The organism is Nocardioides albertanoniae (genome assembly GCF_006716315.1).
Lineage (GTDB): Bacteria > Actinomycetota > Actinomycetes > Propionibacteriales > Nocardioidaceae > Nocardioides > Nocardioides albertanoniae.
In genome coordinates, this window is the sequence record NZ_VFOV01000001.1 from 575,804 (window position 1) to 589,382 (window position 13,579).

A 13,579-nucleotide genomic window follows, 5' to 3' on the forward strand; every position below is an offset into this window, starting at 1 on the left:
CACTAGACGGTCGCGACGACGCAGACCGCGAGGGTGGCGAAGAAGACGACCCCGGCGAGCAGCGCGTGGAAGATGACGAACGCCGGCATCCTCCCGGCGAAGATCGCGCCCAGCGCGACCCGATAGGCATGGAGGACCGAGAGATGGCGTCCGCCCATGGCGCGCGCACGCCGCAGGAGCATGGCATCGCCGAAACCGTTGCCGACCGCGATCAGCCCGAGGGCGCCCCAGCCCCAGAACACATGGTCGCTCAGGACGTACGCCACCCAGAGCGCGAGCCCGAGCACGGAGAGGGCGACGTGGGTGACGACCACCCCCGCGCGGATGCGGTGCCGCCACCAACGCGTCAGCAGCAGCACTCCCGCAGAGGCCTGGACGAGCCACGCCACGAGGACGACGTACGTCATGGTGTGACCGTACGAGTCCTCGTGGCGTGGTGGACGCGTCGAGCCGACGGTCCCCTATATGAGGGGTGTCGCTCGGAAGGGGCCGATCAGAACGCGCCGATCAGAACGGGGTCAGCGTGACCGCCATCTCGGAGGCGTTGTCCTCGACGTACGACGCGAAGCCGCCGACGTCGTCGAAGGCGAAGCCGTAGGCCTTCCCATCGACGGTGTTGTCGTGCATCGCCTTGCAGTACGCATGGACCGGGTCGCCCTGGTAGAAGCCGCCCGGGTCGTCGGTGGGCTGGTTGGCGGAGGCGAGCAGCGTGGTGCGGTTGAAACCGGCGCCGAGCACGGCGGCGACCGGGCCGGTGATGCCGTCGTTGGGTGCGGCCAGGGCGCCGTCGCAGAACAGCACGTCGCGGGTCGTGGGCCGGCTGAACGCCTGGACCCCGCCGTCGAAGACGAACTGGTCGCCGCTGACGCGGCCGGTGAAGGTGGTGTTGTTGGCCTTGACCACCATGTCCTCGCCGGCGTACTTCGACCACACCTGGTCGACGTAGGAGTCGAAGAACGACTCCGAGAAGCGGCCCATCTCCAGGCCGTGCCCGGGCGCGATGATGCGGCGGTCGTCGACCACCAGCGAGCTGAAGTCGGGCGAGGCGGAGATCGCGTCGAAGATCTTCGCGCGGCCGCCCTCGACGAGCGTGCCGGTGGTGGGCGACTCCTCGCCGGTCAGCGCGATCGAGAGCGGCACGCTGAACATGTCGACCATGGTGGTGTTGCAGTAGATGCGGCCGCTCTTGTAGGTGAACTCGACACAGTCGTGCAGCACGCCGTAGCTCGGGTCGGACTCGACCCAGGCGGCCGGGTAGGCGAGCGCGTTGCCCTCGTTGACCTTGAACCTCAGCTTGTCGCCGAGCGAGAAGTAGATCCGTCCCGACATGTCGGCGGGGATCTGCGAGAGCGTCTCACCGCTGCCGGCGAACGGGATCGAGTAGTCGGCGTAGCCGTCGGAGCCGTTGTCGGCCGTCGAGACCGGCACGAGCTGGCCCTCGGGCGTGACCCGCGACTGCTCACCCGTCGCGAGGTTGGTGCCGACGATGTAGAAGTGGATCGAGGAGTTGTCGTAGGCGCCGGTCTGGTTGACGAAGCGGAGCTGGATCGTGGCCTGGGCGCCGAGCCGTGGTGGGCGGGCAGCCTGGGCCTGCCACAGGTTTCCGCCGAGGAGCGGCAGGGTGACCGCGGCAGAGGTGGCGGCGAGTACAGATCGTCTGGTCAGCATGGGACCTCCCGAGTGGGGGACTGTGGGAACCCGCCTTACAGTAAGGGTCCTTTACAGTAAAAGTCCATAGGTTCGGGCGAGGGGCCCGGCTGGGCGCAGACGCACGCGCCGGGCGTGTTACAAATGGCGATCAAGTGACCAATATGGCGCTTTGAGGCAGCGGGAGCGCGGTCAACCTCGCTAGCCTGAATGATTGTGAAAGTTGTCGTGCTCACCGGCGCCGGGATCTCTGCGGAGAGTGGCCTCGCGACCTTCCGCGACGTCGACGGTCTCTGGCAGGGGCACCACGTCGACGACGTTGCCACTCCCGAGGCGTTCCATCGTGATCCGGCCGTGGTCCACAAGTTCTACGACGACCGGCGTCGCGAGCTGCGTACGGTCGCTCCCAACGCCGCCCATGTCGCCCTCGCCCGACTCGAGCAGCTGCTCGGCGACGACCTGCTCGTCGTCACGCAGAACGTCGATGACCTGCACGAACGGGCCGGCTCCAGCCGTGTCGTACACATGCACGGCGAGCTGCTCTCGGCCCTGTGCGAGTCGTGCCAGGGTCGGTTCCCGTGGGACGACGACCTCGGTGACTCACCGACCTGCCCGGCCTGCGGCAACGACACCCTGCGGCCCGACGTGGTGTGGTTCGGCGAGATGCCCTACGACCTCGACCTGATCGAGAAGGCGCTGGTGCGGGCCGACCTCTTCGTCGCCATCGGCACCAGCGGCGCGGTCTACCCGGCGGCCGGGTTCGTACGCATGGCGGCTCGTGCCGGCGCCAAGACGCTCGAGCTCAACCTCGATCTGTCCGAGACCACGCACCTCTTCGACGACGCCCGCCAGGGGCCGGCCGGCAAGGTCGTGCCCGAGTGGGTCGCCGACCTTCAAGGCACCCTGCGATGACCTCGTGATGCCTTCTGCCACCATAGGCCGCGTGTTTCGACCTGTCGTCCCTGCGACCGCCCTCATCATCGCGCTGACCAGCGCTCTCGCCGGCTGCGGCGACGACGGCGGGACGCTGTCGCAGGCGCGTGAATATGCCCGAGAGCCAGGGAACCGCATCGCCGAGCAGGCGCGCGCGGCGATGCACGACATCGACGCGGTCCACGTCGAGGGTGAGGTGCTCGACCCGAGCGGCACCAAGATCACCATCGACCTCGACGTCTCCGCCAAGGGCAGCTGCCTCGGCACCGTCGACATCGGCGACGGCCAGATCTCGCTGCGGGCGATCGGCGGCTCGGCCTGGTATCAGGGCGACGAGGACTTCTGGAAGTCCATCGCCCCGGGCAAGAGCGAGGGCAAGGAGATCGCCGACCGCGTCGGTGACAAGTGGGTCGCGCTCGAGGGCGAGCTGGCCAGCCTGCGTGCCTTCTGCAGCATCGACAGCCTCACCGCCCAGATGGCCCCGGCCGAGGCCGAGGCGGAGGCGATCGGCCCGGCGATGGTGTATCGCACCCCGACCGTGCAGCTCGACGTCACTCACGGAGAGACCCAGAGCCGCACGTACGTCGTCGCCTCGGAGCCCCACCGGATCGTGAAGTGGACCCAGGGCAGCGCCGGCGAGCTCCGCTTCTCCGACTTCGACCAGGAGTTCCATGTCGAGGAGCCGGCGGCCGCCGACGTCTTCGACCTGGCCGAGCTGGAGAAATGAGGACTGCATCGACGCTGTTCTCGCTTTTCAGTAAAAGGTGAGAATAACGCTTACGCTGGTCTCATGACCGAGCGCAGTGCGGCCCTGGTTCCGGCAGCAGAGAGTGCTGTCGTGCCGTGGCGTCAGAGCGTCAAGGGCGGAACCATCGACGACCGTCGGCTGGCGGAGGTGACGGTCAGCATCCCGGCGCACATCTCCGGGATCAGCTTGAGCGTGCCGCCCGGCGTCGCCGCCGAGTGTGACGAGGCGATTCGAGCAATCGCGTCGCTGGACGCAACCCATGGTCCTCAGCTTCGCCCGCTGGCGACGATGCTGCTGCGAGCCGAGTCGATCGCGTCGTCGAAGATCGAGCACGAGACCGCTTCGGTCGAGGACTACGTGCGAGCTGTGCACGGTGTGAGGTCGAACTCGTCGGCGCGATCGATGGTCCGTGCCACCGGGGCTCTGGATCGGCTGGTCTCCGGCCCGCTCGATCTCGACACGATGATCGATGCGCATCGACGCCTGATGTGTGACGACCCCGTCGACGGGCCGTACGCCGGGCGCTGGCGCGACATGCAGAACTGGATCGGGGGCAGCGATCACTCTCCACGGGGCGCGATCTACGTGCCTCCGCCACCCGACCGTGTGGCTGGTCTGATGGCCGACCTGGTCGTCTTCGCGGCCCGCGACGACATCGCCGTCATCCCGCAGGCTGCGATCGCGCACGCGCAGCTGGAGGCGATCCATCCGTTCACCGACGGCAACGGCCGTATCGGTCGAGCCCTTGCCGCTGCGGTCGTACGCCGCCGCGGAATTGCGCGCTCTGTGACAGTCCCGGTGGCCTCTGCGCTGGCGGCTCGTCGTAGTGCGTATTTCCGGGCGCTGAACGACTTCCATGCTGGCGACGCGGAGCCGATCATCAGTGTCGTCGCGACATCATCGACCGTTGCCGCTGAGGAGTCGAAAGTGACGGCGGGCCGACTTGCCGAGCTGCCGGACGACTGGCGTGATCGCGTGAAGCCGAGCAGGGGTAGCGCGGCCGAGTCGCTGTTGGAGAAGCTGGCCGCGGAGCCTGTCGTCACCACCGAGGACGTCGAGGACGATCTGGGTCTCTCCGTTGCGACGACGCACCGCGTCATCGACCGTCTTCGGGGCGCAGGAATCATTCGGCCACTCACGCAGCGCACTCGCAACCAGGTGTGGGGCGTGGGCGACATCCTCGACGAGCTCGCTGACCTCGATGTTCGGATCGCGGCTCGTGCGCGAGAGCAGTGACTCAGCGACGAAGCCTCTGGATCCGGCAGCGTGGGACCAGGACTGCAGTCTGAGAGGGTTACCACACAGTAACCATGGCGTCGTAGACTCCGGGGCATGCTGAAGCGCGACATCTTCGAGGAAGACCACGAGGACTTCCGAGCCTCCGTCCAGCAGTGGCTGGAGCGTTCGGTCAAGCCCCACACCGACAAGCACATCGCCGACAAGGCGCTGCCCCGCGAGTTCTGGCTCGAAGCCGGTGAGAACGGCTTCCTCGGTCTCGCGATCCCGGAGGAGTACGGCGGCGCCGGCGCCGAGGACTTCCGGTTCAACGCGGTGCTCGCCGAGGAGCTCGGCAAGATCGGGGCCGCCTACCCGACCTGCGTCGGCATCCACTCCGACATCACCGCTCCCTACCTGGTGCGGCTCGGCACCGAGGAGCAGAAGCAGCGCTGGCTGCCCGGCGTCGCCTCCGGCGAGATCCTGCTCGCTATCGGTATGACCGAGCCTTCCGGTGGCTCCGACCTGGCCGCGCTGAAGACCACTGCCGTCCGCGACGGCGACGAGTGGGTCATCAACGGCTCCAAGACCTTCATCACCAACGGCTACTCCTGCGACCTGGTCATCACCGCGGTCCGCACCGACCCGGAGAAGGGTGCCAAGGGCATCACGCTCTTCGCGATCGAGGCCGACAAGGCCGGCTTCTCGCGTGGCCGCAAGCTCGACAAGGTCGGCATGGAGGAGTCCGACACCGCCGAGCTGTTCTTCGAGAACGTACGCGTCACCGACGCCGAGATCATCGGCGAGCTCAACCGCGGCTTCATCCACATGATGGAGGAGCTCCCGCAGGAGCGCGTCTCCTGCGCCGTCGCCAACGTCGCGCAGGCCAAGCAGATCCTCATGGAGACGGTTCAGTACGCCAAGGACCGCAAGGCGTTCGGCCAGTCCATCGGCGCCTTCCAGCACAACAAGTTCCTGCTCGCCGAGCTGGTCACCCAGATCGAGGTCGCCGAGGCGTACGTCGACAAGTGCGTCGCCGCTCACTCCCGCGGTGAGCTCTCGCCGGTCGAGGCCTCCAAGGCCAAGTGGTGGTCCTCGCAGGCCCAGTCCGAGGTGCTCGACCACTGCGTCCAGATGCACGGCGGCTACGGCTTCATGAACGAGTACCGCGTCGCTCGCGCCTGGCGCGACGCCCGCGTGACGAAGATCTGGGCCGGTTCCAACGAGATCATGAAGGAGCTCATCGGCCGCGACCTGGGCTTCTGAGTCTTCGATATTTCGTACGCCGCGGGCGGCCCCTCCACGAGGAGGGGCCGCCCGCCGTCGTTGGTCAGCTCGGTGCTGGTGCCTCGGTCAGGCCGGATATGGCGGCTTGCAGTCCTGCTTGCCCAGTCTGTGGGCGTCGTTGATGTAGACGCCGTCGGCGATCGAGTCGCCCATGATCGAGCGGTGGTCGGTCGGCCGATCCCACTGGTAGCACCAGTGCTGAGCGAAGTAGCCGCCCAGGCCCGCGCCCAACGGGGCGTCGAAGTTGCAGATGCCGTCGGTCTCGATGCAGTAGCGGATGTAGGGGATGCCGCCGAAGTCGGAGCGTCCCGCCCCGGGGGAGACCCAGCCGGTGAACGGCACTCCGGACCCGGCCGGCACGACCGCGCCGATACCGGCGCCGGCCGGTCCGGCGGGTTGCATCGGGTCGGCGTACAGCTTGGCCTGGAACCGTGACTTGTCCACGCCGGGCACCTGGCCGTCGGCAAGGTCGTTGAGCACCAGGTTGGCGACGATCGCGCCCTGTGAGTAGCCGACCACGACAAAGGTGGAGTCCGGGCTGTAGTTGGCTCGGATCAGATCGATCGCGTTTCGCCGGCCGATCTGGACGCTCTCGTTCATCGGTGTCTGGTCGGGGCACGAGGTGCCCTGGCCGCCGGCGGGGTAATCGACGCGCAAGGGGATCCCACCGCGCAGCCATTCGTCGCGGTAGACATTCGCGGGGCCGTCGCAGGTGCCGCCGATCAGCACGTAGTAGGTGGTGCCGTTGGCCGCTGATGCCGGTGGCGCTGAGGTGACCGCGCCGGGCAGGGCCGCTGCCACGGCGCCCAGGAACAGGATGAGACTTCGGATGAATCGTCTGCTGGACATGTGTCCTCCCGAGATGGTTTCCGGTGAGCCCCGTGGTCGGGATCCCGGCGTACGCGTACAGCGGATCACATCCGCCCGGTTGGTACTGCGAAGTCTGGAATCATCTCTGCGCGAGCAGCGTCTTCGCGAAGGCGCGGGCGGCGTCGATGTCGGCCGGGTTCGGGCGGCCCTTCTTGAGGCCGCCGACCGGCTTGAAGGGCCACCAGGTGTCGTGGCCGCGGCAGGAGAAGGAGCCGACGACGTCGAAGCCTCGCTGTTCGAGGAGCTTCGCCATCGTGCGGCTGTATCGCGCGAACGGGGGCTCGGGGAACCCGCTGGAGGAGAAGACGAACGCTGTGGTGCCCTGGCTGTGGGGGAGCGAGGCGACGAGGTCGCGCAGTCGCGGGTGGAACGCCATGTTGAAGATGCCGGACCCGAATCCCACGAGGTCGTAGTCGTGCAGGTCGTCGACGGCGACGCTGTCCGGATCGACCACCGGAGCGTTCAGTACGCCACCGACGGCTTCGGCGACCCGCCTGGTGTTGCCGTGGGAGACAGACGTGCACACGATCAGCGTCTTCACCTGGGTATGTCCTTCCTCGGATCCGTCGTGGGCGCGATCGCCCCTGTGCCCTGAGACACCGGCCATCTTCGGGGTGTGACGGCCCGGTGCTAGCCAGCGCCGCGGCGCTCTGGAAATGTTCTGTTTGTCTATTGTCAACAATCAGCGTGCTCAGTCACGATGAGCAGGTGGCAGGAACGGTTTCACCGTGGTGAGCGTCTTCAGCTCCGAAGAGTTCACGACACGGCTGCAGAGCGTGCAGCAGAGGATGGCGGAGCGCGGTTGGTCTGCCCTGGTGGTCGCTGACCCGGCGAATCTCTATTACCTGACCGGCTATAACGCCTGGTCGTTCTACGTGCCGCAGTGTGCGGTGGTGCCGGCCGAGGGTGGGGTGCACCTCTTCCTGCGGGCGATGGACGCTCACGGGGCGGCCCATACGGCCGTGCTGCCCGACGACCGGATCCATGCCTACCCGGAGGATCTCGTCCATCGGCCCGACATCCATCCCTACGACGACATCGCCGCGCAGTGCCGAGAGCTAAATATATTTGTCGACAATCCTGATGTGGTCGTCGCGATGGAGCTCGACGCCCACTTCCTGTCGGTGCGCGGGTTCCAGGCCGTGCAGCGGGCCATCCCCCGCACGCGGATCGTCGACAGCGAGGAGCTGGTCAACTGGGTGCGGCTGGTGAAGTCGCCGGCCGAGCAGGACGAGCTGCGGGCCGCCGGTGCGGTCGCCGACCGGGCGATGACGGTCGCGCTCGAAGGCGTGCGGTCGGGGCGGCGCGAGTGCGACGTGGTGGCCGACATCCAGTCGGCACAGACGATCAGCGTCGGTGGCGTGGGCGGCGACTATCCGGCCTTCGTGCCGCTGCTGCCGACCGGTGACAGCGCCGACACACCCCATCTGACCTGGACCGACAGGGTCCTACGGCGCGGTGAGGCGACCACGATCGAGCTGGCCGGCGTACGCAACCGCTATCACGCCCCGTTGGCCCGCACGGTCTGCCTCGGCCCGCCCTCGGCCAAGCTCCTCGACTGCGCCAAGGCGACCAACGAGGGCATGGAGGCCGCGCTCGGGTCGATGAAACCGGGGGCGGCCGGCGCCGACGTGCATGCCGCCTTCACCGACGTCATCGCCGCCCACGGGCTCAGCAAGGAGTCGCGGATCGGCTACTCGGTCGGCATCGGCTTCCCGCCCGACTGGGGCGAGCGGACGGTCAGCCTCCGGGCGGGGGAGGAGACGGTCCTGGCGCCGGGGATGGCCTTCCACGTGATCCTCGGGATGTGGATGGACGGGTGGGCCTACGAGCTCTCCGAGTCGGTCCTGGTCACCGAGCATCTGCCCGAGCCGCTGACCTCGAGGCCGCGTCAGCTGATCGTCAACGAGTGATCGTCAACGAGTAAGGAGCCCACCGTGTCGACAATCCACGCAGGAATCCACACAGGAGTCAGCACAGCCGCCAGGCTGCCGCTGGCAGCACGGAGCGAGCACCTGGTCGGGTCGGTGATCGACTCGAGCACGTCGCTGCTGGCCGAGCAGACCCACGACATCGTCCGCCTGGCCATGGGTAGCCCGGCGCAGGACGCGATCCCCGCGGCAGCGCTGTCTGCGGTGCCGCTCGAGACTCATGCCTACGACTACGCCGCCACCGAGGGCGACCCGGTGCTGCGGGAGGCGCTGCTCGCGCAGCTGGCCGGCACCAGCGACGAGACCACCCCCGACCGGCTCATGATCACCTCCGGCGGGATGCAGGGGCTCGACCTCGCCCACAAGCTCTTCACCGACCCGGGCGACCTGGTCGTCGTCGAGGCGCCGACCTATACCAACGGCAGCGCGACCGCGCTGTCCTACTCCGCCGATCTCCTCGAGATCCCGGTCGACGAGGACGGTCTCGACGTGGACCGGCTGGAGGCGGAGGTGCGCCGCATCGGCCGCCGACCGAAGTCGATCTACGCCATCCCCACCTTCCAGAACCCGTCGGGCGCGACGCTCGCGCTCGAGCGCCGGGTCCGCCTGATCGAGCTGGCCCGGGAGTGGGGATCGATGCTGATCGACGACGACCCCTACGGCCTGCTCCGGTTCTCCGGCGACCCGCTGCCCACCTTGCACGAGCTCGCCGACGGTGATCCGCTGGTCTACTCGGTGCGTACGTTCTCCAAGACCGTCGCGCCGGGCCTGCGGGTGGGGTGGGTCGACGCCGACCCGTCGCTGCGCCAGCTGCTGGTCAACGCCAAGCAGGCGATGGACACCTGCACGAACCTGCCGGCTCAGCGGCAGGTCGCCGGGTTCATCGCCTCGGGTGGGTTCGACGCTCACGTGGCCGATCAGCGGATTGTCTACAAGGAGCGCAAAGAGGCGATGCGGGCGGCGTTGACCGAGCACTTCGGCGGTGAGGCGACCTGGACCGACCCCGACGGTGGCTTCTTCCTCTGGGTCACCTTCGACGCCCCGATCGACACCACGGCCCTGTTCGAGGTGGCGCTGGCCGAGGGCGTCGCGGTCATCCCCGGCAACGCGTTCTCCCCGGGCGGGCTCTTCCCGCACTCGATGCGGCTCTGCTTCGCGTCGACGCCGCCTGCCCGGATCGCGGCGGGTGTCGCCCGGCTGCGGACTGCCGTCGACCGACTGGCCGCGGGGCGGCAGTGAACGGCAGGCAGGTCGATGCGGACGACGTGATCAGGCTCGCGCAGCGGCTCGTGCGCGCCCGCGGTCAGAACCCGCCAGGGGAGGAGGCGGCGACGGTCGCCGTGCTCGTCGAGGAGTGCTGTCGGCGCGGCTTCGAGGTCACCCTCGACGAGGTCGCACCGGGCCGGGAGAACCTGATCGCCCGAATCGGCAGCGGCTCCGGTCCTGGCCTGCTGGTCGTGAGCCACTCCGACGTGGTGCCACCCGGCGACGGCTGGAGGGGCGACCCGTTCTCCGGCGACGTACGCGACGGGCGGCTGCACGGGCGAGGCAGCGCGGACACCAAGGGCGGCCTCGCGGCGGCCATCGTCGCGTTGTCGACAGTCGACAATCTCGCCGACGGCCCGATCACGCTCGCCGTGCTGGTCGACGAGGAGGAGCTCGGCCTCGGCGTACGCCACTTCGTCGACGGCCTCTCGCCGGCCGACTACGCGGCCTGCCTCGTCATCGAGCCCACCAGCCTGCAGCCGGTGGTCGCCGCCCGTGGCGACGCCTATCTGGAGATCACGATCGAGGGCAGGGCCGCCCACTCCGGCAACCCGGCCGACGGCCGCAACGCCATCCACGGCATGGCCCAGGTGGTCGCCGAGATCGAGCGTTGGCACGACGAGCTGGCCGCCGCGCCGCACCCGCTGTGTGGCCCGGCCACCTGGAGCGTCGGCACCATCGAGGGCGGCCAGGCGACCTCCACCGTCGCCGCGCGCTGCCGGATCACCGCCGACCGCCGCCTGCTCCCGAGCGAGTCCGCCGGCGACGTGCACAAGGAGGTCGTGCGCCGCCTCGGATCCCTCGGTCTCGCCGACCGGGGTCTGGGTGTCGAGGTCGCGATGACGATGGACATGCCAGGCTTCGAGACCTCGGTCGACGATCCGATTGTCCACAACGTCGCCGCCGCACTGACGGCAGCCGGAGTGCCGTCCCCGGAGCCCACCGGATGGACAGCGGCCTGCGACGGAGGCTTCGTCGCGAGCAAGGGCATCCCGGTCGTCGTCCTCGGTCCGGGGTCGGTGGCCGAGCAGGCCCACCGACCCGACGAGAGCGTCGAGCTGAGGGAACTGCTTGCGGCCGCCCAGGTCTACGCGGAGCTGATCGCCGGGCATGTGCGAGAGTGCCGCGCGTGAGACTCGGACGCAACGAACCCCGCACCGCGGACGTACCCAAGGACATGACCCCCACCGACATCAGTAAGCCCACGATCCGCCGCGCTGCGTACGCCCTGCCCGTCCTGGCTCTGACACTGCTCCCAGCGATTGCCGGATGCGGCTCCGAGGCGACCGACCCAGGCGCTAACGTGTCCGACGTGCCTACCTCATCGAGCCCGACGCCCGAGGACCCGAACGTCGCCGAGGCGATCGCCGACCTGAGCAAGCGTCAGGGCGTGAAGAGCGAGGAGATCACCGTCGTCTCCAACGACAAGGTGACCTGGCGCGACGGTAGCCTCGGCTGCCCTGAGCCCGGCAAGATGTACACGATGGCCCTGACCGAGGGCGTCCGTGTGGTGCTCGAGACTGCGGGCAAGCAGTTCGAGTATCACGGTGGAAAGAGCGGCTCTGTCGTCTTCTGCGAGAAGCCGCAGAAGCCGGTGCCGGACAAGGGGAGCAGCCAGGGCAATGGGAACAGCGACGCACCCCAATGATCGGCCCAACGATCGACCCAATGATCGACCCAGCGATGACGGCCAGGCGGCGCACGACGACGCCGAGGAACGCGCCGAAGGCCTGAACAACCGGCTCAACTGGCTGCGTGCAGGCGTCCTCGGCGCCAACGACGGCATCGTGTCCACCGCGGGTGTGGTGATGGGTGTCGCCGGCGCGACCACCGACACGGGCGCGATCCTCATCGCCGGTGTCGCCGCCCTCGTGGCGGGTGCGCTCAGCATGGCGGCGGGAGAGTACGTCTCGGTCTCGACCCAGCGCGACACCGAGGAGTCGCTGATCGCCAAGGAGCGCCGCGAGCTGCAGGAGATGCCCGACGAGGAGCTGCGTGAGCTGGAGGGTTTTCTGCGCGAGCGCGGCCTCGAGCCCGAGACCGCCGTCGACGTCGCCCAGCAGCTCACCGAGCGCGACGCGCTCCGGGCCCACGCCGCCCTCGAGCTCGGGATCGACGTCGACGACCTGACCTCGCCGTGGACGGCGGCCGGGGCTTCGATGGTCGCGTTCACGCTGGGTGCGCTGGTGCCGTTGCTGGCGATCATGCTGCTGCCCGACAGCGCCCGCGTGTGGGCGACGGTGCTCACCGTCGCCGTCGCGCTCGCCGTCACCGGTTGGACCAGCGCTCGACTGGGCTATGCCCCGCCGCTGCGAGCTGCGGTGCGCAACGTCGCTGGCGGGCTGCTCGCGATGCTGGTGACCTACCTGGTCGGCAATCTCCTCGGCGCACGCATCGGCTGACCGCGCGCCGAAAGCCTGCACCGACAATCTCGGATGATCCGGCCGGCCATGCCAGGCACAATGGACACCGATGAATCGAATGTTCGTGGCGGTGATCCCGCCGGAGTCGGTATCTGCGGATCTCGACGAGTTCTTGGCCGTACGCCGCGACGCGGCCGCCTTCCGCTGGTCGCTCGCCGACCAGCTCCACCTGACGCTCGCCTTCGCCGAGCACGTCCCCGAGCGGTCCCTCGACGACGTGATCGAGCGGCTGGAGACGGCCGCCGGGCGGCGTACGCCTTTCGGCCTGACGATCACCGGAGGCGGTGCCTTTCCCGATGTCACCGCCGGCAAGGTCCTCTACGCCGGTGTGGAAGCGGACCCGGCCGACGAGCTGGATCGCTCGGCGACCGGCGCCCGCAACGCCCTCGCCAAGGCGGGTGCCGACGTCGACGGCGGGCGCTTCCGACCCCACCTGACGCTCGCGCGCACCGGCCAACCGGTCGAGCTCAGCAACTGGGTGCGACTGCTCGACGCCTACCGCGGCCCATCCTGGACGGTCTCGTCCTTCGCGCTGGTGCACTCGCGGCTCGGCGAGGGGCCGCGGAAGCATCCGGTCCACGAGGTCGTCGCCGAGTTCCCCTTCGGTTAAACCCGGCGACCAAACCCGGCGACACGTGCCCCGGGTGGTAAGGGGTGCCGGGCTCGACGGTTAGCGTGTGCGGATCGTTCTGACCTGACCAGAGGAGAACCGGACATGAGTCGTCGAGTGGGGCGCAACGCCTACACCGGACTGTTCAACGACGTCGTGCTGCTCGCCGCCCGCGTGGTCGTCGGCGGCATCTTCGTCGCCCATGGCTGGCAGAAGTACGACCAGGGGTTCGCCGCCACCGAGAAGTTCCTCGGTGGCCTCGGCGTCCCGCAGCCGGCGATCGCCGCCCAGGTGGCGACCTTCGTCGAGCTCGGCGGCGGCGCGCTCCTGATCGTCGGTCTGTTCGCCCCGATCGCCGGCGTCGTGCTCGCGGCACAGATGGCAGGCGCGATCTGGTACGCCCACCGCGGCACCGAGGTCTTCGTCGACCAGGGTGGCTGGGAGCTCGCCGCAGCCCTCGGCGTCGGTGCGCTGGTGCTCGGCGTCATCGCCCCCGGCCGCCTCACCCTCGACCAGATCTTCACCTGGCCCTTCAAGGCCAAGGCCGCCCGTCGCCGCGCCGAGAAGGAAGAGGCCGAAGCCGCCGCTGCCGCCGCCCGCCCGCCGTACGTCGAAGAAGGCGTCACCCTCAGGGGCTGACCCACCCACG

General features: G+C 68.9%; 15 protein-coding genes. 11 read left to right on the forward strand and 4 right to left on the reverse strand.

Going from position 1 to position 13,579, the window contains the following annotated elements; all coding sequences use genetic code 11:
• Positions 1-2 precede the first annotated feature (2 nt).
• Positions 3-407 carry a hypothetical protein gene (locus tag FB381_RS02740; RefSeq protein ID WP_141778872.1) on the reverse strand — a complete coding sequence of 135 codons (405 nt, stop codon included), beginning with the start codon at positions 405-407 and terminating at the stop codon, positions 3-5.
• A gap of 100 nt (positions 408-507) precedes the next feature.
• Positions 508-1,668, reverse strand: a complete 1,161-nt coding sequence (locus FB381_RS02745; RefSeq protein WP_141778873.1) for a beta-1,3-glucanase family protein — start codon at positions 1,666-1,668, stop codon at positions 508-510.
• A 189-nt stretch (positions 1,669-1,857) separates the two neighbouring features.
• Between FB381_RS02745 and FB381_RS02750 the strand changes: the two genes are divergently transcribed.
• The 4 genes from FB381_RS02750 to FB381_RS02765 all read left to right on the forward strand — a co-directional run bounded on the left by FB381_RS02750 (position 1,858) and on the right by FB381_RS02765 (position 5,809).
• Positions 1,858-2,559, forward strand: a complete 702-nt coding sequence (locus FB381_RS02750) for an NAD-dependent deacylase (RefSeq protein ID WP_141778874.1) — start codon at positions 1,858-1,860, stop codon at positions 2,557-2,559.
• A 31-nt stretch (positions 2,560-2,590) separates the two neighbouring features.
• Positions 2,591-3,307 carry a hypothetical protein gene (locus FB381_RS02755; RefSeq protein WP_141778875.1) on the forward strand — a complete coding sequence of 239 codons (717 nt, stop codon included), beginning with the start codon at positions 2,591-2,593 and terminating at the stop codon, positions 3,305-3,307.
• A 63-nt stretch (positions 3,308-3,370) separates the two neighbouring features.
• Positions 3,371-4,564, forward strand: a complete 1,194-nt coding sequence (locus tag FB381_RS02760) for a Fic family protein (protein ID WP_141778876.1) — start codon at positions 3,371-3,373, stop codon at positions 4,562-4,564.
• 99 nt (positions 4,565-4,663) lie between these two features.
• On the forward strand, positions 4,664-5,809 hold the full coding sequence (locus tag FB381_RS02765) for an acyl-CoA dehydrogenase family protein (protein WP_141782569.1): 1,146 nt from the start codon (positions 4,664-4,666) through the stop codon (positions 5,807-5,809).
• 87 nt (positions 5,810-5,896) lie between these two features.
• Here FB381_RS02765 and FB381_RS02770 read toward each other — a convergent pair whose 3' ends face one another.
• Both FB381_RS02770 and FB381_RS02775 read right to left on the reverse strand, forming a co-directional pair.
• Complete coding sequence (locus tag FB381_RS02770; RefSeq protein ID WP_141778877.1) at positions 5,897-6,679, reverse strand: PE-PPE domain-containing protein; 783 nt, start codon at positions 6,677-6,679, stop codon at positions 5,897-5,899.
• A gap of 100 nt (positions 6,680-6,779) precedes the next feature.
• Positions 6,780-7,241, reverse strand: coding sequence for a flavodoxin family protein (locus FB381_RS02775; protein WP_141778878.1), 462 nt, complete (start codon positions 7,239-7,241; stop codon positions 6,780-6,782).
• Positions 7,242-7,431: 190 nt separating this feature from the next.
• On the opposite strand from FB381_RS02775, the gene FB381_RS02780 reads away from it, so the two are divergent.
• From FB381_RS02780 to FB381_RS02810, 7 genes are all read left to right on the forward strand, one after another.
• On the forward strand, positions 7,432-8,613 hold the full coding sequence (locus FB381_RS02780) for a M24 family metallopeptidase (RefSeq protein WP_246087929.1): 1,182 nt from the start codon (positions 7,432-7,434) through the stop codon (positions 8,611-8,613).
• 24 nt (positions 8,614-8,637) lie between these two features.
• Positions 8,638-9,870: an aminotransferase-like domain-containing protein gene (locus FB381_RS02785; protein WP_246087930.1), complete on the forward strand. Its 1,233-nt coding sequence runs from the start codon at positions 8,638-8,640 to the stop codon at positions 9,868-9,870.
• Positions 9,867-11,030 (forward strand): M20 family metallopeptidase, encoded by a 1,164-nt coding sequence (locus FB381_RS02790; RefSeq protein WP_141778879.1) that lies wholly within the window; start codon positions 9,867-9,869, stop codon positions 11,028-11,030. Before FB381_RS02785 ends, FB381_RS02790 begins: the two co-directional genes overlap by 4 nt.
• Positions 11,027-11,545 carry a hypothetical protein gene (locus tag FB381_RS02795; protein WP_141778880.1) on the forward strand — a complete coding sequence of 173 codons (519 nt, stop codon included), beginning with the start codon at positions 11,027-11,029 and terminating at the stop codon, positions 11,543-11,545. The genes FB381_RS02790 and FB381_RS02795 overlap by 4 nt, the downstream gene beginning before the upstream one ends.
• Positions 11,520-12,299, forward strand: coding sequence for a VIT1/CCC1 transporter family protein (locus tag FB381_RS02800; RefSeq protein ID WP_141778881.1), 780 nt, complete (start codon positions 11,520-11,522; stop codon positions 12,297-12,299). Before FB381_RS02795 ends, FB381_RS02800 begins: the two co-directional genes overlap by 26 nt.
• A 70-nt stretch (positions 12,300-12,369) precedes the next feature.
• Positions 12,370-12,930, forward strand: a complete 561-nt coding sequence (gene thpR, locus FB381_RS02805; protein ID WP_141778882.1) for an RNA 2',3'-cyclic phosphodiesterase — start codon at positions 12,370-12,372, stop codon at positions 12,928-12,930.
• Positions 12,931-13,035: 105 nt separating this feature from the next.
• On the forward strand, positions 13,036-13,569 hold the full coding sequence (locus tag FB381_RS02810; protein ID WP_141778883.1) for a DoxX family protein: 534 nt from the start codon (positions 13,036-13,038) through the stop codon (positions 13,567-13,569).
• The last annotated feature ends 10 nt before the right edge of the window (positions 13,570-13,579 follow it).